The organism is Hoeflea prorocentri (genome assembly GCF_027944115.1).
GTDB classification, from domain to species: Bacteria; Pseudomonadota; Alphaproteobacteria; order Rhizobiales; family Rhizobiaceae; genus Hoeflea_A; species Hoeflea_A prorocentri.
Window position 1 is genome coordinate 1980816 of record NZ_JAPJZI010000001.1, and the last position, 17150, is coordinate 1997965.

Consider the following 17150-nt stretch of genomic DNA (forward strand, 5'->3'; position numbering starts at 1 on the left):
CTACACTCGCTTTGATTGGGGGTGTATGGCCTCGAGGAATGACATGAAGAAGAGCTATGAACGTCCTGTCATGAAAAAGACGGCCAGACCTAGCAACGACACGGCCATGACGGTGGTCTCCGGAGCAGGTACCAAGGGCGGCGGCAGCCCACCCGCTTTACCTGCCGATGGTGGTGGACTGATTTTAATTCCTTAATTTGTCGAAATTTTATTTGCGTGCCGTATCCGGTTTCTGCCGAGGCAAGTACCGCCTAGATATTGTCTGCATTTAGGTTGACGACCAACGCCACCTGTCTACAGACCGTGCGCAACACGCCACTACTACGACTCCGATTTGCCGCGAAGAATATTGTGCGGATCACGGGAATTCCTCTTTTCAAAATTCGTCAAACAGGAGTGCCAACGTTAGCACTTGTCTTGCGGCAACGAATACCAATGGCCATCGGTGACGGTTTTAAAATCAGAAATGAGAACAATGTCCGCTAACCGCCGGTGATGAACGTTAGAAACTGGCCATAGCTTTTACGGAACTCATCCCTAAAGTAGGCTTCTTGCGTATACTCACCGATCATAACCATATGTTGTGCGACTTCCTCGCGGAAAACTATCTTCAGCATCGTAGACTGTCCATGTGGCCAAATTCTTGAAGAATCCTGTCTAGTTGGGCTACCGACCCTCCTCAATTCGCAACTTGCGTCAACCAAACGGTACGACTTCCTTTTTTGGCGGAACAAGAGACGATGTTGAAGTATCGTATTTCGTTAGCTTCAGTTCACGCGCTTGAATGCCGACTGCAGGATCGACTTGAAAGATTCGTAGTCGTGTAACAATTTCCTTGTCTGGGTCGAAGACAACGTCATCTGTCGGATTATGCATATCCGCAGAATTATCGATTAAAATCTGCGCTGCAGCTTTTGGAGAAAGTGCGCGCACTGCCACGATGGTGCGATTTAGGTCATAGAACTTTCTGAGTGCCTACTTTGCAAACTGGCTGCGTTCCCAGTTAAACATTCTGCCCCAACGGCCTTCCTATTCACAATGCCCATGTCAGCGGTTTGCTAAATGGTATCATCAGAGTTGCTTGCCTTCAGAAGACAAAACTGCATCGCCTTCGGACACGTAGGCGCGTTCATCTTTACCCCGTGCTACTATCATCCAGACCCTACTGGGGCTTAGGAAGCAACCGACCATGACTCCTTAAAAGAAAAGCTGACATTTCGAAAACACTATTGCCACGCTGTTGACTTGTGGTTGCAGATGTATATCCCATATCACCATGCCGATTACCGTGGTGATCCCCTCTATCCCGTTTCATGTTCAGTATCTGCCAAGCTTGCTAAGGGCTTTTGCATCCGGTGAAACCGTCCCCAACGAGTTGATCGTCTCACTGAGCAATGCCGACCAGGTGTGGCGCCCCACAGTCAACGCCCTTGAACGTTTAGGGAAAGAGCTTTTCCCGTCATTCCATCTGCTTCGACACGTAAAAACATTGAAACATGGACCAAACCGGCAAGCCGCTGTGGCTCACTGCACAAACGACATCATTTCTTTTTTTGACAGTGACGATTTACCTTACCCAAATAGGATCAAGGTGCTTGAGGAAGTCTTCAAGGACGAGGCTGTTTCTCACGTCAGCCACGGGTGTACATCGCTAGGGTCGCCGCTTTTTTGTCACTGGCCAGACACAATTCCTATTCGTGCAAAAACTGATGACTTATTGCGCTTGCACTTCTCAAATGGACAACAATCAATCTCTGACTGCACCGGTTCAGTGTACTGCGCAGGTCTTCCTCAAAGCCGGTATAGCAACCAATACATAGGCATTCACTCCGGGCATGTGACCGTTCGAAAGAACGTGTTTGAAAAAGTGCAGTGGAAAGATTGGGGAGAGCTTTGTTTTGGCAGTGCTGAGGACTTCGAATTCGATATCGAATGTCTATTTCACTATCGACAATCAATAGTCATCGACCTTCCGCTATCACAATATCGAAAAGGACATAAACCCGCAAATCGGGTATCCCGATTGATACGTTCAACCGGTCGTGCATTAATCCGCAGAGCCAATAATTTTGTCTAAGACCCCTTGCATTCATCCACGTAGTTATGTGGCGTGCTACCTATCGAGTGATTTTCAATGTATACTTACCTTCAAAGCCTACAAAGCGTTGACTTAAAATATTGATTACTTCTTCAGGTTCGGCATTGAGTATCTGGTCAATGTCTTCATGCCATGAAAATAGTTCGGCCCGATCCGGCTTATCCCTGAAACCCTCATCATAAGCAGCGACTATGTCCTTGTCCTCGATAACCTCATTGCACTCCGATGTAAGAACAAACATTGCGTTGTTATATTGAAGGGACTCTAGCTTATACCCAAACGGTCGGATAACTTCCGCCGCGGCGACCAAGGAACACCCGTTGAATGCACCATTTCCATACTCCACATCCTCATGATAATCCACAGTGAAGAACACGGGTGGCGGGATGCTTTCATTAATTTCCAAAGTGATAATCGTCGGTCGATAACCACCCTTAAGCAACGCCTCGGCAACGGGCAAATCATAGGAATCGATATCGATATTCAGGATCGAAAACCGCTCTGGAACCTCATGTGCCTGCAGTAAGGAGCGGACATTGGTAGGTGTTACCCGGTTCATTGCCAATTGGGTGTTTGAAAACTCCGTGTAAACGAATGCCATCTGACCAAACTGCTCTGGCCTCACCTCCACCGCAAGTCCCGACCAGTCCGGGCGCTTGAAAAACCCTAGTGTGCAGGACTGATTGACGCCATCGCTCGCCCCGATATCGACTACATAGCCGGCTTCAATACCGAGCTTTTCGGCTAGTTGATTCAGGTGGGCATATTCCCCCGCGAAGGATCTATCTTCCTTCCGTGACCGGCGATGGTGTCTTACCATGCCACGTGCTTTCTTTATGACTGTCCCTGACGGAATGAGCCGTCTTATTCTTTCTTCTAATGCCTGTGAAATCATCGCGCTGCGTTTCTGGTTACATTGTGCATCGAATAATCATATTGTGCACTTATTGCTAGAGCATCTAACTCACCAATCGAATATTTATCGGAAGTCCCTAGCATGAATCCATGCTTCGTCAATTTGCGCGTCGGAGACACCAAGAATAGGCGCAAGAGAAGAAAATAGCCTATCCGTACGCTCGTATTCCAATGATTTCCGTATTTTTGATTTAGCAAAGGCGTTTTCGGCCGGATCGTTTATTACCTCATCAATAGCCATATCGATTTGCTCGACGGTTATGCGCATCAATGAAAGAGCCACATCAAACTGCGCCGGACTCAGTGGGTAGTCAACTGCCTGAGTTGATGCCGGAGACGATGGCGGAGAAAATGTCCCGTTACCGTTGTCCAAAAAGTTTGCATAGACACCATCCGAGACTTTACTCCATCCTCGCCCATACGGTTTCTGCAGTCGGATTACGTCAACAACACCGTCTATAATTTTTGCATATTTCATCTTACTGTTTCCAAAGCTTTACTCTGAGATAATGTTCCGTTTCACCGTGGTTACCCGCAGCATTTGATTGCGTGCCATGCCAATATCGAAGCTCAACGCGATAAGTTTTGTTCGGAAGAAGATCGCAAATACCGTGCACGTTGAATGTCGCATGCGACCCGCCAGCAAAGCCAGAAGTTGACGAAGCAACCACAACTCCATCAGTCACATTATAAACCCGACTTTGCATGTTGTTTGCACGTCGCACGGGGGTCATCCATTCACAATGGCAAGCCACTATTGGAGTGAACTGATTAGATGTGATCGAAACAATGTTCTTTGGGTCATGCACCTCGGTGTTAAGGTCCAGATGTCGCCAAGCACCCGCCGCAATGGACTGACCGCTTGTTCCTGGAGCCTTCTGATCTTCAAGAATGGCGTCAGGCCAACCACCTCCCCCCAAAGCCCCAATCGCCTGAGCCGTTCGTTGTGGGGTCATAAGCTTGTTGGTCACCGCACCTGCTTCCGCTTCAGCCTGGCTGGCGATGTTTGCGCTGATGGTACGATTTGCTGATAATACACCACCACCCGTCAAACCCGTTCCCGCTGTCACCGTGCGTGTTGTCGGCACCTTCGCATTTAACGCCGCCTGCTGTGCTGTACTCACCGGCTTTGCCGCGTCCGCTGTGTTGTTGACATTGCCCAGCCCCAGCGTCGCGCGGGCGTTGCTTGCTGCGGTATCGTCGATCAGTGCTGCGCCGAACGCGCTGATCGTCGTGTTCGCCGGCAGGCTGAGGGTCTTGATATCGGCGTCCACCTCGCTGTCCATCAGCGCGCCGGCCGCCGTCACGTTGGCGGTGTCGGTCACGTCCGCGCCCGCTTCCACGCTGTCGAGCTTGGTCTTGAGCGCGGTGGTGAAAGCTTGATCCGTGCTGTCGAGAACCGGTTTGTGCGCCTGCACGTCGGCTCCGATGGCAAGGCCAAGATTGGTGCGTGCCGTCGCAGCATTTGACAGATCCGAAAGATTGTTGACCGCAAGCATGTCGCCGGCGCCGATGCCGTCCGTGCCGCGCTGGGCGAGAACCTCCCAGTAGGTCGTCCAGTTTGCGCCGACGCCCGGCTGGCTGGCCGAACCGGAGGTGTGCGCCTGCATGCACACATAACTGCTGCCATTGTTGCCGACCGCCTGTCTCGGATTGACGGCGCTGTAGGCCGTTGCGGTCGCCCAGGCGCCCGTCCAGTCGATCTCCGCAACCTGCGCGGCGGTCGCACTGTTCGCGGCGGCTGTTTCGCTCGCCCCCGCGGCGGAGGCGCTGCCGGCCGCATTCGCTTCGGATGTTGCCGCATTCGCCGCGGAAGCCGCAGCGCCCGCTGCGGATCCTGACACGCTGGTCTCGGATGCTGCCGCATTGGCAGCGGAGGTTGCCGCCGCCGCTGCGCTGCCGGCCGCATTTGTCTCGGATATCGCGGCATCGCCGGCGCTCGCCGCCGCGCCCGCGGCGCTGGCCGAGGCTTCGCCCGCCTTCGTGTTGGCCGTCGTGGCGGAGCCTGCCGCGCCCGTTTCCGAAAGCCCGGCTGCCGCCGCGCTCCCCGCCGCCGCCGTTTGCGAGGCCGCCGCGTTGGCGGCGCTTGTCGAGGCCGAACTCGCACTGCCGGAGGCGGACGCAGCGCTTGAGGCTGCCGCCGTCTCGCTGGCGGCGGCGTTGATCGCAGCCGTATTGGCCGCCGCGATCTCGCCGGGCGTCACGCTGTTTTCAAGTCCGTCTCCGGCCGTATTCCAGGCAACCACCCTGCCCGCCTCCGGCTCGGGGAAATCCGGGCCGACATGAGCGGAGGATGCCTTCATTTTCACGGCCCGGTCGACCTGCTCCTGCAGGCGCTGCGCCTGGCGGGCGTGCCGGTCGAACTGGTCCTCGAAGGCCTGCTCGCGGAAGGTGCCGACATCGTCGGCGTCGGTTTCCTGTGTCAGCGGCTCGTCGCGGATGATCGTCACCGTCTGCACCGCAGACGGGGCTGTCACAAAGGTAACCGTCCCGCCCCCGGCGTTTCCCGCGCCCGAAACGGTATAGTGCACGGACAAGGTCTGCTGGCTCTCGCTGCCGCCGGCATCGGTGATAGTGACCGAAAGATGCGTTTCCTTCTCAAAGAAGTAAGGAAACGCAAACACGGTCGTGCTGCCGTCGCCCGCTGCGCGGACGCGGTTCGTCGTCGTTGAAATTGTCATGATGACCTCAGTTGAAAAAACAAGGGCCGCCATGGCGTGCGGCCCTTACATCGACGATACGGCTCCAGGGAACCGCGGTTTCATTCACCCGGCTTCAAGACATTGAGACCGGCTGGATTGTTCCGGATCGTGGCGGCTGCCCTCGCCTTCTCTTCCTTCTTCAGATATGAGAAGATACCCGCTATACTTGTATTCTCGCACGATGCGGCCTATGTCACTGTCGGCCTTCGCTCCCATTCACGCGCAGTACCGGGAGGCGTGAATGCGTAGGCCCGACGCGGGAACGAAGCCGGCCGGGTCACCGAAGGTCACAAGGGTTTGCAAACAACGTTCAAGAACGCATTGCTGATTCGCCGGCTCAATTCGACCACGGCTCCTCTCGTATCCGGGATCAAATGTACGCGAGGGGTAGCAGAGGACAGGCACCCGGGTTCTGTCGATGGGTAGGTCGTCCATCCCGGCGTTTCCCGCTCCCACATCTGCCTTCCTGAAGAAAGGAAGCTTTTGTGCGTAGGCCGCAGGGGCATAAAACTCCTGCGGTTCACCGGGGCTGCTGGCAACAAGGGTTGAACTGCCGGATGTTCACCTGACCGCTTTCTCATATAACGGGCGGGACTTCGCTCATCGTTTCGCGCACCCGTTCTCCAAAATTGCCTTTCTTGTCGATGGTTTCGCTGTTAAGTTGCACCAAGCCCCGCTCCCACTCTGGCATCCTATACCGGGAGGTCAGGGTGCGTAGCCCACAGGGAAAGGCTATTCCTGTGATGCATCGGGGCTACTTTAACTGGTATGGAACATAAGAATAAAAGGTACTGTCTTGCCTTTGGCTCCGGCTTAATCCAGCGCCGCCTTTTCGTATCCGGGACCAATGTACGGATTGGTAAAGAGGGCAGAGCACCCGGGTTCTGCTGATGGATAGCTGACCATCCCGGGGTTAAAATCTTGATTGGCTTACCTTTTATTCCTATGTACCTACTGGCCCTACCCAATTCGCTGCCAAGGGGACTTCGGTCGGTGTCGGGCGTGCGCCCAGCGCTCACCTTCCCAAACCAATCCGGTTACAATTTCCGAACTCTACTTTGAAGTGCATTGACGTTTTGCCCTGCAATTCATATTTTGTGTGCGGGACGGTGAGTACCTATGCGGGAAACGGAGTAATATCTGTTTGGACGTTCGTTGAAGCGCTGTCATACGGCGACGCAACCTAGCTCTTCCTCCGTCCCACCCCAACGAACAGGCAAGCAGAAAAAAGTTCTCCTCCTGAGCTTCATGGACCTTAGCCAATTCGCCGCGATAGGGACTTCGGTCAGTGCCGGGCGTGCACCTAGGGCTCACTCTCCAACAGGTTGATTTCTTCATTCATATGCAGCCGCATCTCATGGATTTATTGGTATGGAATATGTGCCCAAAAGGCACTATATTGCACTTGGCTCCGGCTTAATTCGGCCACGGCTCTTCTCATATCCGGGATCAAATGTATGAGCGGAGCAGCAAAGGACAGGCACCCGGGTTCTGTTGATGGGCAGGCCGACCATCCCGGAGTTCATTTATTTCTGCGCCAGATTTGTTTCCCACCCCGTTTGTGTAGCTCTTTGTGTAAATTTGTGTGTCGTTCCTTGCCAACATTTTTGCTACCCTCAATGAACGTTGTTGTGACACCGTAGAAGGCGTCCTCTCCCTCAATCAATTCGACGATTACATATCTATTGGTTCCGTTTTTTTTCACCAACATGAGACGCCCATTGGTTTGTTCAACCGCAACGTCAAAATGTCGGGCCACGTCTTCGATCATTTCTATTTCATCTCGATAGCCCAGACGCACAGCGCGCTCGCGCCTTTGTGGCCCGAGGTGCAAAGCTCCATATCCGTCTGTTCCAGTCTCTCCTAGCTCAAGGCGAATTGGTTTTTCTGATAGCCTTCCACCGCTGGCCTCAGCCATCTCCTTGCTGATCCTTCCAAAGTCGATCGTACCGTCAGACGACGTCAGGAATGATCTGCCTCCGATCTTGACGATCTGACCGGGCTTCGTTTTTCCAACTCCACCGCCTGACCTAAGCACGGAAGGGTCCAAAGCCCGTTTAGGGTCGCGCACCGCCGTAAACGCAGTGCCGGTGCCGACTGCGAATCCGCTGAGATTAAAAGCCCTGTCCAGATAGCTCTGCTGATTCAGGATGCGATTGCCGGCAAGCTTTCCATGTTGATAGACGTTTCCGGCATCATCTTCACTAACACCCGGTTGCCCCAAAGAGGGCAGGTTGTAGCGGCCGCGCGCGACATCGCCGGGAAGGGTTATGGCGTCCTTGGCCCCGGTCCACATATCGGACAACACACGGAGCACAGCCAAAGACCAGTTGCCTTGTCTATCCCGGTGCAGAGGTATGAAATGAGCTGTATGGCCATCATAGGATCGCTCATAATTTTGAAGCGCATCGAGAGCCTTTGCCTGATCCGGTGCTTCAACCTCGAATGTCCCACCCGACGTTTCGATTTCGAATGTGGGCACTAGCGGATCCTCCGAATACGTCTGCCGTCGTCCAGGACAACCCAACCGCCGTCTGCCTCGTCCTCCGACTGCTGGGGAGCATCGGAACCGGGATAGGAGGAAGGCGGCTCACGCACAAGCCGGGCCACATCGGCGATGAGGGCCAGGCGGCCGGTAAGCGACAGGCCAAGAAATCGTGGATCGGGTTCGGTTACCGTCATCGCCTCGGTCAGGCCAAACGCCATGCGGCTTGTCTCGGCCATCCGGGCAAACTCTTCCGGCGGGATTTTGGACACGCGGCGAAAATCAAGCGCCTGCCGGTCGTAGGGTTCGAGCACGGGTATGCCGTCCCGGTTCGCGGTCAGGACAAGCGAGTTGCCATCATCAGCGGCCCGGTCGAACAGGCCGACGCCGCCATTCGGAAGTACAACCAGATCGCCGCGCCGGGGCTTGGTCGTTTCCGTCGCCCAGTCGCCCAATTGATAGGGACGACCCGGAGCAAGGAATGCCGCCGTCGTCACCGCCGCTTCGCCCGCCTCTCCGGCGGACCGTGACTGTCCGAACGCCTTCATAATGAAACGCTCGACAATCCGGGCGGCCTCTTCATCGCCGCCGGTCAAGGACCTGGCGACATCGCCGGAGTTCATAAGAGTCGTCGAACCGCCCTCTCCGCCGCTTGCAGGCGATTGAAAGCCCAGCATCCCGTTCAGGAGTTGTCCCGGCTCATTGCCCGCAATGCGCGATGCGGCGGTCCATGCCAGCTCCTTGTCAAACTCGGCCGCCTTTTGCCGCGCACGCTCTTTCGGCAGTACGGAAAGGTTCATCAATTCGCCAAGCCGCTCCCGGGCATCGGTGAAGCTCTGCGGGGACGGATCGACATCGTCCAGAATACCGGCCGCCAGACGGTCCGTTTCGGCTTCATAGAAGCTTGCCGATTGCTCGCGCTCCATTTCCGCCGCCCTTTGCAGCACCGGCTCGGCCCGCCCCAATATGATGTCCCTGATCGTCGATTGTTCTTCCTGCGGGAACATCGCCACGGCCTTGGTGATTTCCGGTTCCACGATGTCTCTGCTAAAGGTATCGTAAAAATCCGCGCCGTCGGGCCTGATGGATTCCAGGTGCTTCACATAACCCTGCTTCAAGGCGGTTTGCGTATCGGCCACCGCACGAAACTTTCCGAAATTGCCCTGCGACTGCCGCCTTTGTTTCTGCCTCTGTTGCGGGCGGTTGTCATCGCTTTGCTGCGGTTGGTTGTCGTCCGATGCCTCCCGCCGGCTTCCAAACGGCAGCGCCGCAATGGACCGTCCCAGCCCTTGAAGAGCGCCGCCAAGATGATCATCGGCCTGGACGCGCGGCATCCCGCCGCGATCCGTATCGAGTGAGCGCTGCGCGGTATAGATTGGTATACGTGCCATGATCAGCGGATCTTCGATGCAAGCTCTGCCGCACCCTGAATGACCGGTGTCAGGAAGCCGATGGGCGCAGCCGACATGATCGACTTGGCTTTTCTCCGGTTCTGCTGCGCGCTGAATTGCTGGTTCGACGCCCGTGCCTCTGCGCCATAGCGGATCGCCTGCACATCCAGCGCCGCTTCTGCAGCGCTGTCATCGATCACCGAGCCGGGGCTGCCAGCAAGCTGGACGCCGGAGGCTGCGAAATTCGCCACCTGTTGGCCCTGAAGCCGGCGTGCCTTGTCCGTTGCCCGCGCGCCTTCAAACGCCCCGCGCTGGCGTTCCATCGCCGCCTGGCGGTCGTGCATACGCGCCTGCGCGCGCGCAGCCGACGCATTGCTGCGTGAGCTCATCAGGCTTCCAATGCCCGAGACGATGCCTCCGATAAGGGGTGAACACATATCAGGGTTCTCCTTCAACTGATGCGACAATGCTTCTGATGGTGGCCGGATAGGCCCTGTCCGACCGCAGCACAACAACGCCACCATTCGACCAATGGTCTTCCGACGACAGGGTCTTGAAACCGGTATGGAGTTCACGCTCGCTGCCGAGGTTCTCGTCCGTTCGGCGGAACAGATAGTCGAACTGGCGGGCCTTCGATCCGGCCTTGATGTATCCCGTTTCCATAAGATCGAGCGCAACGGATACAAGACGCGCACGACGACCGATGGATGCGCCGTCCCGATTGCCGGTCTGCGCCATGCGCAGCGTTTCGGCGTAGCTCTCATAGCGCAGACCGTAGGTAATTCTTGACGCCTCGATGCCGCCCGGCAGACTAAAAACGCCGCCGGACACGACGGCATCACCCAAATCGACGCCATCGGCGAAAACGCCGATCGTCAATCCTTCAAGATGGCCCGCGCCGTTAACCGTGGTGACCGGACCGCCGCTGTCGATGGTGACAGCGCAATCGAGGAAGATACCTTCAGACACGTCTGCACCGTCAAACGGCATTTCAAGATATTCGACGAAACGTCTGGTCTGCCCGTTGATCGTGCGGCGGACAATCATCCAGAGCCGGTCGCCATTTTCAACGGGAACAATGCAGGCGCTTTCGACGGTGCCGGTTTTACCCGCCTGCCCGCCGGCAATCCTGTGGCGCGATATGCCGACAACCTTTTGCGCCTTGTCATAGGTCGTTGCCGTCAGTGTCCCGTCGTCAAGCCCGCACCAGATGATGCCGTCCGGAAACTCCTGATAGGCCAGGAAACTGATCCCCGCCTTGAAGGCATGGGAGGACAGTACCGTGAGTTCCGGCGACAGATAGCCGTTTACATCGAACGAGAATGAAAATTCGTGCAGGGCCGATTTATGAAAGCCGCCATAGATAATCGTATTGCCGACGGTCACCGGACGGATGGGTGCAGCGCCTGTTGTCGTTTGCTGGCGCTGCTGGATATTCGTCGAAGAAAAAGCCTCTGCGGTCGATGCCGGTCCCAACGTGCGCATGGAGCCGCTCGTGCCGATCACCAGATCACCGCCTTCGCGGATGAAAGAAATCGCGTTGAGATGGCCGCCGGTCATGGTGATTGACATACCGTCCGATGCGATCACCGGCTCACTTTCTCCAAAGCTGTTGAACTGCAGTGATTTTGACAGCCAGACCGTTCGTGGCTGCGCATAGGTGCGCCCGAAGGCCAGCCGTTCCTGGTAGAAACCGACACTGTGCGGCCAGCCGCTCTCGTGGGACCACGCGCCAAGCGCCCAGGTCACGATCGGCGATGTATCCGGCAAGGCCTGGCCGTGCAGACGTATCTTGACGATGGTTGTCGAGGTCCGCCCAGTGATTTCGGCCCACCGCCAGACACCATCTCCCCCTAGAAGACGGATAAGCCTGCCGACATCGCTTGTCTGAAATCCGGTGCCGTCATTGATCCCGGCCGTTGACGATGCCGTCAGATCGAATGGTGTCTGATCGCTGGCCTTCTGGTGGATAGCGAGCTCGGCAACATTGGTGTTGACACCGTCTGCCCCGCCGCCGCCCGAGAAATTCAGGCGGTAATGCTCATAGGCGACATCGTTGTCGAACTCGTAGTAGCGGGTTTCCGAACCCGACCAGCCGGTTTCGCCATCCCGGCTGTCGAGCGTGACCCAGTTGGTTCCGTCATTCGAGCCCTGGAACTCCCACTGTGTGAAATAATCGCCATGTTGGGCGGCGTTGCTGGAGGATGTGATCCAATAGGCGTCTGCGACCTTCCGCGTGCCGCCGGGAAACTGGTACTGGACAAATCCATGCGATCCCCCGTCAATGGTGATGTTCTCGGATTTGTCCCGGTTGAAGATCCGGTAAGGTTGCGTTCCGCCGCCGCTCGTCACGGTGCCACTCGGCGTCGCCGCGCCTGTCATCTGAGGCGTGATGTGCCCGGTTTCAGCCGGTGTCAGCGTCGTGGAGGTTGTATTCTCGCTAAGATACGGCCCGTCCTGAAAATCATACTGAGAGAACGCCCAACTCGTTTCGCTGGCGCGCCGCAACTCACGCGGCGCGTAGGATCCGTGAGTCATGTAAAGCACGTCGGCGCTTTGCGTATAGTCTATCGCATCGAGATCATTCAGCGCAAAGGGCGACGGGATTTCGTAGGGCGCACCGCCGTTGAAAACCTGGCCGTCCAGCGCAAAGAACCGGCAATAGCCATTGCCATGTTCAATGGCGTAGGCTTGGCTTTCATTGAAGGCAAAGGGGAAGAGCCGGCAGGCATCATTGCTGTTTTTAACTTCCGCGACGAAGACGGTGCCGGAGCGGCGGCGAATACCGCCCTGTTTGAGAACATAGAAATTTTCGCACCTCGCCAACCCCATACGGTAATGGTCGATATCGACACGCCCGTGCAGTTCCGGCGCCAGTTCGCCGCGCGTGAAAGTCGCCTGGATCGGATAGACGGTCATCTCGCCCTAGCCTCTCACCGCGATCACGTCATTCGTGTCAGCGCGCTCGAGCGAGCCTTGCATGCCGTCGACCCGGCGGGCGCGTTTCAGCTCGTCATCGAAACGCCCTGCGGCGAAGCTCGCATAGCTCGCCTTGCCTGTCACCGCATGGGCCATATTGGCGGCGAGAAAGGACGCAAAGGCCTTTACGGCCAACGGCGACCACAGCCCCAGTGCTGGCACCCGCCGCACATAGCGGATCTTCAGCGGCGCCTTGGCGTCCGTCAGGATGTAGCCGCCCTCGACCTCATGGGCGATATGCGCACCGTTGAAGCGGCCCCCGTCCTTCAGCGGAAGGAGCCTCAGGCAATCGCCCGGCAACAGATATTTGTGATCCCAGCCGAAAAACGGCGTCTCGGCGCTCGCAGCAAGACTTGCCCGGCTCACCGCGAAGTTCCAGGGATGAGCGGCGAGGAAGGCGTCGCGCAACGCATCGAAATTGCGCTTGAAACGCCGCGCATTCGGCTCGTCGTCCTCGATGGAACTGATCGGTCCTTCATGCAGGATATCGAGCGCCATGTTGCAGACGCCGGTTTCGGTCATCGCGGATGTCATGAGCAGTTCCTAAAGCAGTGCCAGGATGTTGGAGGCGGCGATTGTGGTGCCGGCGGAGAGCACCCGCGTCGCAGCGATGGGCAGTGCCGTGCCGGCGGCAAGGCCGGTAAAGGTCGCCGTACCGCCATCGGCCAGCACGACGGATAGATTGCCCGCCGCGCCCGCATAGACAGCCCGGCTGGTGAAATCGAAATCGGCATCCAGCGTCACGCCATGGGCCGTGCGGTAGGGTGAGCGCACATCGCTGCTCTTGCTCTTGAATGGATCGATGGTCATTTCGCGCTCCCGGCCTTTGTCCGTCGTTTGGCGGCGCGCATGGCCGCGGCCCGGTTCCGGCGGCCGATCTCGGCCACGTCGTCATTCAGTTTGCGGCGCTGTTCGGCCTTGCCGTCGTCCGCCGGAACCAGATGGGCGATGCCGTCCGGTCCGTCCGCCAGGCGTTTCAGGTGGTTGCGGCGCACGACATCGTTGCCATCGAGGATGGCTTTTCTGCTTGTCATCATTGTTCTCCGAGGAAGGCGGGGGCCGAGGCCCCCGTTTGATTGGCGGATCAGCCCGCGTTCACATCAAGCTGCGCGAGCTTGATGTTCTTGCGGTCATAGACCCGGTCCCAGTTGAGCGCGTTGGCGAGTTCGCCCTCCGTCGGCGAGATGCCGGCGCAGGAGGCGTCCGTCCACTTGATGCCGCGCGGGTGCAGGATGCAGTGGCGGCGCGTGACCATATTGGTCTGTCCGCCGCCATTGCCCTTCAGAGGCGAGCGGTCATATTCCAGCGCCTGGTCGGCGTCGAGCGCCGCCGAGGCATAACCGAACGCGCCGCGCCCGAAGAGGAAGCAGGTGTATTTGCTGGCATTGGTGCCGGCCGTCACCGGCATCTGATCGTCGACGATCACCAGCCGTCCCTTGTAATAGGGAATTTCCTTTTCCAGCTTCGAATCCTGCACATAGTCGATGTCGTCATTGTCCTGGACGGCCAGGAACACCGACGAGTGCATGGCAATCGCCACCACGTCGCCGAGCCGGTCGCCCATCGTCTGGCAGGCCCGGTCGAAGGCCGAGCGCGAGAAGCGGTTGGCCGCCGTCGGCGAGGCAATGTCCTGATAGACAGAATAGATCATATCGGAACTGTCATTTGCCGCATTGTCAGCAAAGACGCCCCGGCAGGCAGCGATCAGCATGGTCTGCTCGGCGCCCATCCAGTCTTCCGACAGGTGCTTCAGGACATGGCCTTCCGGATCCTTGCGGTTGCCCGTCGCCATGACGCCGGCAATATCCATGTGCGAATAGGCTTTTGCCCAATAATGCTTGACCGCCTGGTCCTTGCTCGCGGTGATCTTGCGCGGGGTGATCTCCACCGTATCGTCGTCGGAGACAATGTCCGGCGCGCTGCGGGAAAGATAATCCCAGTAAGGCATGTTGATCAGCCGGCCGCCCGCATTGAGCTGCGACTGCACCTCCTTCGGCGGGCTTTCGAGAATGCCGGAGCGCACGAAGATGTTCCGTTCCGGAAACTCCTCTTCCATATAGGCCAGGTAGACCTCCGGCGTGATGATATCGGTTCGTTTTGTGGTCGCCATTTAAAACCCTTTCGTCATGGCTGGTTGCGCGCGGCCTGCCGTCAAAGCTTGTAGGTCTGCGGGCTCTTGCCCGCCGCCCGGATCAGGTTGCGCGCCAGTTGCGGGTCATCGCGAATGATGGCGTTCTGCTCGCCCCAGTTCTTGCTGTCGTCGGCGAATGGGTTCTTGCCCCCCGCCCCGCCCGTCACCATGTGGTCTTCCGACAGGTGGTCGCGGCCGATCCTGGAGAGAGCCATGACAAGATGCGGCGCGGCGATCTGGTCAAACTCGTCGACCAGCCCGGCCCCTTGCAGTTCCTGCATGAGGTCCTCGCCGCCGAGCGCGTTCACGGCCTTGTGGAAATACTCCTGGTTGGCCTCGAACGTCTCGCTGCCGGCCCTGCCCCAGTTCTCCTCGAGCGTACCGCTCGCCGCGCGCAGCTTGTCGTCATACTCCCGCTGGCTCTGCTGCCACTGGGCCTCTACGGCCTTTGCGGCATTCTGCATGAACCAGTCATGGGCCTTTGACGAAACCTGCGACGGCAGCTTCATCTCGTGGGAGAACTGCCTCCACGCGTCAACAAAGTCGGCATCGTAGGGCATGTCCTCTGGCATCCCCTCCGGCAACGAATATTCGTAGCCGGACGGGTCCTGCGGGCGCAGCCTTTCCGTTACCCGGTCGTAAAACCCGGCAACGTCCTCATCGGTTGCGTCCTCGCCCGGCAGGCGGACGGAACGGCCGATCAGGCTTTCCATCTCGCGGGATTTGGTGACAAGTCCGGAGAGTATCTCCTGCGTGCTTTCGCCGCCGATCCCGTTCGCGTCGATCCAGCTCCGGCTGTCTCTGTCGAGACCGGAAAGAAGATCCGAAGCCGAGGCAGCCGACCCTTCAGCCGCCCCGCCATGTCCAGCATCCAGGCTGCCCGCCTCTGCGGCGGACCCTTCAAGCATCGTCATCATTGTTTTCCTTGTGTTGGCGCGCACCGCTGCCATCGTCTTGGGAGAAGATGACGGCACGCTGAGGCCGCATGGCCGTTCCATGCGGATCGCAAAACCGCCGCGTGGCGCGGCGGCAAATGTTGAATAAGAGAAGCGCATGCAGCGGGCCGCAGAAACGGCCGGCGCGGGCGCAGTAAAGCGATGTTAGCTGTGTTGTTGCTGTTTATAGGGGATAGGCGGACAAACCGCGATCCCATTAAAGGGCTGCGGGAGGCTTATGCAGTCGAAAGACTGATAATGCGCTGATAATGCGAGGTTTTTCCGATCGATCATCATCGGCAATTTGTAAAGATTTCTACTCTCGCGGCTCAAAACGATTGGGCCGAGGGCGGGCAATGTCGTGAAGCCGCGCCGCCCCCTTCACAGGATGCGCCCTCCCGCCCATCAGCAGGCGCAGCAGGTTCGGCGAAAATGGTCTGTTCTCGGGTGCAAGCGCTGAAGGATCGCCGGACATGAGGCGCCGTATGGTGGGATTGAGTGGGAGCGGCGCTTTTCGGACTTTCAGGACGTTTAACCTGGCATCGGCCGCTGATTGCGCGTCCAGTGCCTCCTTCAAGTTCTGTGCTTGAGACTGCTGCTGGGCGGCATCTTCCTCAATAATATCCGCGATTGGGTCGTGATCTTCAGGCTTGGGCGGCTCCATTGCATCAGAATCGCCGTCGGGTCGCGTTATAGTTGTTGGTTGCTCAACAGCAACAGGATTTGGCACTGGCGCCGTTTCCAGGAGTGTCATATCGCCCGATAGCGAGCCATATTCAGGAGTAACTTTGTTGAGAACGTCGCGCGCAGTGACGCCTTTTCCCAGCGGAACGGGCACACCAAGTGCATAGGCCACCTGATTTGGGTCAACTAGAGGTTTCCTTTTATATTGCGACCGGGCAGAGGCGCGAACAATGGCCCGCGTAGCCCGATTCGTATCTTTGAAGAAATGGTGCTTTCCGACCATGCCGAGATCAGTCATCCCAGCAGCCCATTTGTCCGAGGCCGCACTATTCCCTCCGGGGTTAAAATAGTGTGTCGAACCGCCAGTTGGGTCTATTGTCCTGCCAGTCAATGCGTCAACCGCAACTTCGACCGCATTCTTCCATCCTTTGCTGTCGTTTTGCGGAGCTTTCGATATAGACGTCGCATAGGGACCCGGGTTTGCAAACGAGTATTGGCCATACTTTGCATGGGCAGAGCCATAAACAACATCTGATATCGAGACGTCTGCGATTTTTGATCTATTAATCACATTGTGTGCAACGGCATCCTGTCCAACTCGCTTTTCTCCGCGCGCCTCTCCGTAGACAGCCGCGGCCAGGGCTGATACATCTTCTGCGGTAAACTTCTTCATATTATACTACCTATTAGTGCTCTTTGATAATGGCGACAAAGACATGAGATTCGCTTTGCTATTCGTAACGGTCCTGACGCTTGTGCAGAGTTCCGCTATAGCCGGAATTTCTTGTGACGGTCCGTTTACGAGCAAAGACGGTCAAGTTGTTGCAACA

The 17150-nt window shown here is 57.3% G+C and carries 15 protein-coding genes; 2 read left to right on the plus strand and 13 right to left on the minus strand.

Annotated elements, in window-relative coordinates:
• Nucleotides 1-43: 43 nt before the first annotated feature.
• Both OQ273_RS09295 and OQ273_RS09300 read left to right on the plus strand, forming a co-directional pair.
• The gene (locus OQ273_RS09295) at nucleotides 44-196 is read left to right on the plus strand and encodes a hypothetical protein (RefSeq protein ID WP_267990165.1); all 153 of its coding nucleotides are present in this window, start codon (nucleotides 44-46) and stop codon (nucleotides 194-196) included.
• 1080 nt (nucleotides 197-1276) lie between these two features.
• Complete coding sequence (locus tag OQ273_RS09300) at nucleotides 1277-2077, plus strand: glycosyltransferase family 2 protein (protein WP_267990166.1); 801 nt, start codon at nucleotides 1277-1279, stop codon at nucleotides 2075-2077.
• Between the two features lie 40 nt (nucleotides 2078-2117).
• Here the strand turns inward: OQ273_RS09300 and OQ273_RS09305 are convergent, their stop codons facing one another.
• The 13 genes from OQ273_RS09305 to OQ273_RS09365 all read right to left on the minus strand — a co-directional run bounded on the left by OQ273_RS09305 (nucleotide 2118) and on the right by OQ273_RS09365 (nucleotide 16993).
• Nucleotides 2118-2993 carry a hypothetical protein gene (locus tag OQ273_RS09305; RefSeq protein WP_267990167.1) on the minus strand — a complete coding sequence of 292 codons (876 nt, stop codon included), beginning with the start codon at nucleotides 2991-2993 and terminating at the stop codon, nucleotides 2118-2120.
• Nucleotides 2994-3077: 84 nt separating this feature from the next.
• Nucleotides 3078-3491 carry a hypothetical protein gene (locus OQ273_RS09310; protein ID WP_267990168.1) on the minus strand — a complete coding sequence of 138 codons (414 nt, stop codon included), beginning with the start codon at nucleotides 3489-3491 and terminating at the stop codon, nucleotides 3078-3080.
• A 1-nt stretch (nucleotide 3492) separates the two neighbouring features.
• Nucleotides 3493-5694: a hypothetical protein gene (locus OQ273_RS09315; RefSeq protein WP_267990169.1), complete on the minus strand. Its 2202-nt coding sequence runs from the start codon at nucleotides 5692-5694 to the stop codon at nucleotides 3493-3495.
• 1543 nt (nucleotides 5695-7237) lie between these two features.
• Nucleotides 7238-8197, minus strand: coding sequence for a hypothetical protein (locus OQ273_RS09320; RefSeq protein ID WP_267990170.1), 960 nt, complete (start codon nucleotides 8195-8197; stop codon nucleotides 7238-7240).
• Nucleotides 8197-9591 carry a hypothetical protein gene (locus OQ273_RS09325; protein WP_267990171.1) on the minus strand — a complete coding sequence of 465 codons (1395 nt, stop codon included), beginning with the start codon at nucleotides 9589-9591 and terminating at the stop codon, nucleotides 8197-8199. The genes OQ273_RS09320 and OQ273_RS09325 overlap by 1 nt, the downstream gene beginning before the upstream one ends.
• Nucleotides 9592-9593: 2 nt before the next feature.
• On the minus strand, nucleotides 9594-10028 hold the full coding sequence (locus OQ273_RS09330; RefSeq protein WP_267990172.1) for a hypothetical protein: 435 nt from the start codon (nucleotides 10026-10028) through the stop codon (nucleotides 9594-9596).
• 1 nt (nucleotide 10029) lies between these two features.
• Nucleotides 10030-12510, minus strand: a complete 2481-nt coding sequence (locus tag OQ273_RS09335; protein ID WP_267990173.1) for a phage tail protein — start codon at nucleotides 12508-12510, stop codon at nucleotides 10030-10032.
• 6 nt (nucleotides 12511-12516) lie between these two features.
• A complete protein-coding gene (locus OQ273_RS09340; protein WP_267990174.1) occupies nucleotides 12517-13104 on the minus strand; it encodes a phage connector family protein in 588 nt (195 codons plus the stop codon).
• Between the two features lie 9 nt (nucleotides 13105-13113).
• Nucleotides 13114-13380 (minus strand): spike base protein, RCAP_Rcc01079 family, encoded by a 267-nt coding sequence (locus OQ273_RS09345; protein WP_267990175.1) that lies wholly within the window; start codon nucleotides 13378-13380, stop codon nucleotides 13114-13116.
• Nucleotides 13377-13604, minus strand: a complete 228-nt coding sequence (locus tag OQ273_RS09350) for a hypothetical protein (RefSeq protein ID WP_267990176.1) — start codon at nucleotides 13602-13604, stop codon at nucleotides 13377-13379. The genes OQ273_RS09345 and OQ273_RS09350 overlap by 4 nt, the downstream gene beginning before the upstream one ends.
• Before the next feature lie 50 nt (nucleotides 13605-13654).
• Nucleotides 13655-14680: a major capsid protein gene (locus OQ273_RS09355; RefSeq protein ID WP_267990177.1), complete on the minus strand. Its 1026-nt coding sequence runs from the start codon at nucleotides 14678-14680 to the stop codon at nucleotides 13655-13657.
• Between the two features lie 41 nt (nucleotides 14681-14721).
• Nucleotides 14722-15615 carry a hypothetical protein gene (locus OQ273_RS09360; protein ID WP_271292102.1) on the minus strand — a complete coding sequence of 298 codons (894 nt, stop codon included), beginning with the start codon at nucleotides 15613-15615 and terminating at the stop codon, nucleotides 14722-14724.
• 337 nt (nucleotides 15616-15952) lie between these two features.
• Entirely contained in the window at nucleotides 15953-16993 is a 1041-nt protein-coding gene (locus OQ273_RS09365; RefSeq protein ID WP_267990179.1) for a cell wall hydrolase, read from the minus strand.
• Between the last annotated feature and the right edge of the window lie 157 nt (nucleotides 16994-17150).

What these genes read in the sequence shown, in the direction of transcription:
- OQ273_RS09360 (WP_271292102.1), bottom strand. Translation starts at nt 15,615, where the DNA reads ATGACGATGCTTGAAGGGTCCGCCGCAGAGGCGGGCAGCCTGGATGCT.
- OQ273_RS09315 (WP_267990169.1), bottom strand. Translation starts at nt 5,694, where the DNA reads ATGACAATTTCAACGACGACGAACCGCGTCCGCGCAGCGGGCGACGGC.
- OQ273_RS09355 (WP_267990177.1), bottom strand. Translation starts at nt 14,680, where the DNA reads ATGGCGACCACAAAACGAACCGATATCATCACGCCGGAGGTCTACCTG.
- OQ273_RS09330 (WP_267990172.1), bottom strand. Translation starts at nt 10,028, where the DNA reads ATGTGTTCACCCCTTATCGGAGGCATCGTCTCGGGCATTGGAAGCCTG.
- OQ273_RS09345 (WP_267990175.1), bottom strand. Translation starts at nt 13,380, where the DNA reads ATGACCATCGATCCATTCAAGAGCAAGAGCAGCGATGTGCGCTCACCC.
- OQ273_RS09365 (WP_267990179.1), bottom strand. Translation starts at nt 16,993, where the DNA reads ATGAAGAAGTTTACCGCAGAAGATGTATCAGCCCTGGCCGCGGCTGTC.
- OQ273_RS09305 (WP_267990167.1), bottom strand. Translation starts at nt 2,993, where the DNA reads ATGATTTCACAGGCATTAGAAGAAAGAATAAGACGGCTCATTCCGTCA.
- OQ273_RS09350 (WP_267990176.1), bottom strand. Translation starts at nt 13,604, where the DNA reads ATGACAAGCAGAAAAGCCATCCTCGATGGCAACGATGTCGTGCGCCGC.
- OQ273_RS09295 (WP_267990165.1), top strand. Translation starts at nt 44, where the DNA reads ATGAAGAAGAGCTATGAACGTCCTGTCATGAAAAAGACGGCCAGACCT.
- OQ273_RS09340 (WP_267990174.1), bottom strand. Translation starts at nt 13,104, where the DNA reads ATGACATCCGCGATGACCGAAACCGGCGTCTGCAACATGGCGCTCGAT.
- OQ273_RS09325 (WP_267990171.1), bottom strand. Translation starts at nt 9,591, where the DNA reads ATGGCACGTATACCAATCTATACCGCGCAGCGCTCACTCGATACGGAT.
- OQ273_RS09300 (WP_267990166.1), top strand. Translation starts at nt 1,277, where the DNA reads ATGCCGATTACCGTGGTGATCCCCTCTATCCCGTTTCATGTTCAGTAT.
- OQ273_RS09335 (WP_267990173.1), bottom strand. Translation starts at nt 12,510, where the DNA reads ATGACCGTCTATCCGATCCAGGCGACTTTCACGCGCGGCGAACTGGCG.
- OQ273_RS09310 (WP_267990168.1), bottom strand. Translation starts at nt 3,491, where the DNA reads ATGAAATATGCAAAAATTATAGACGGTGTTGTTGACGTAATCCGACTG.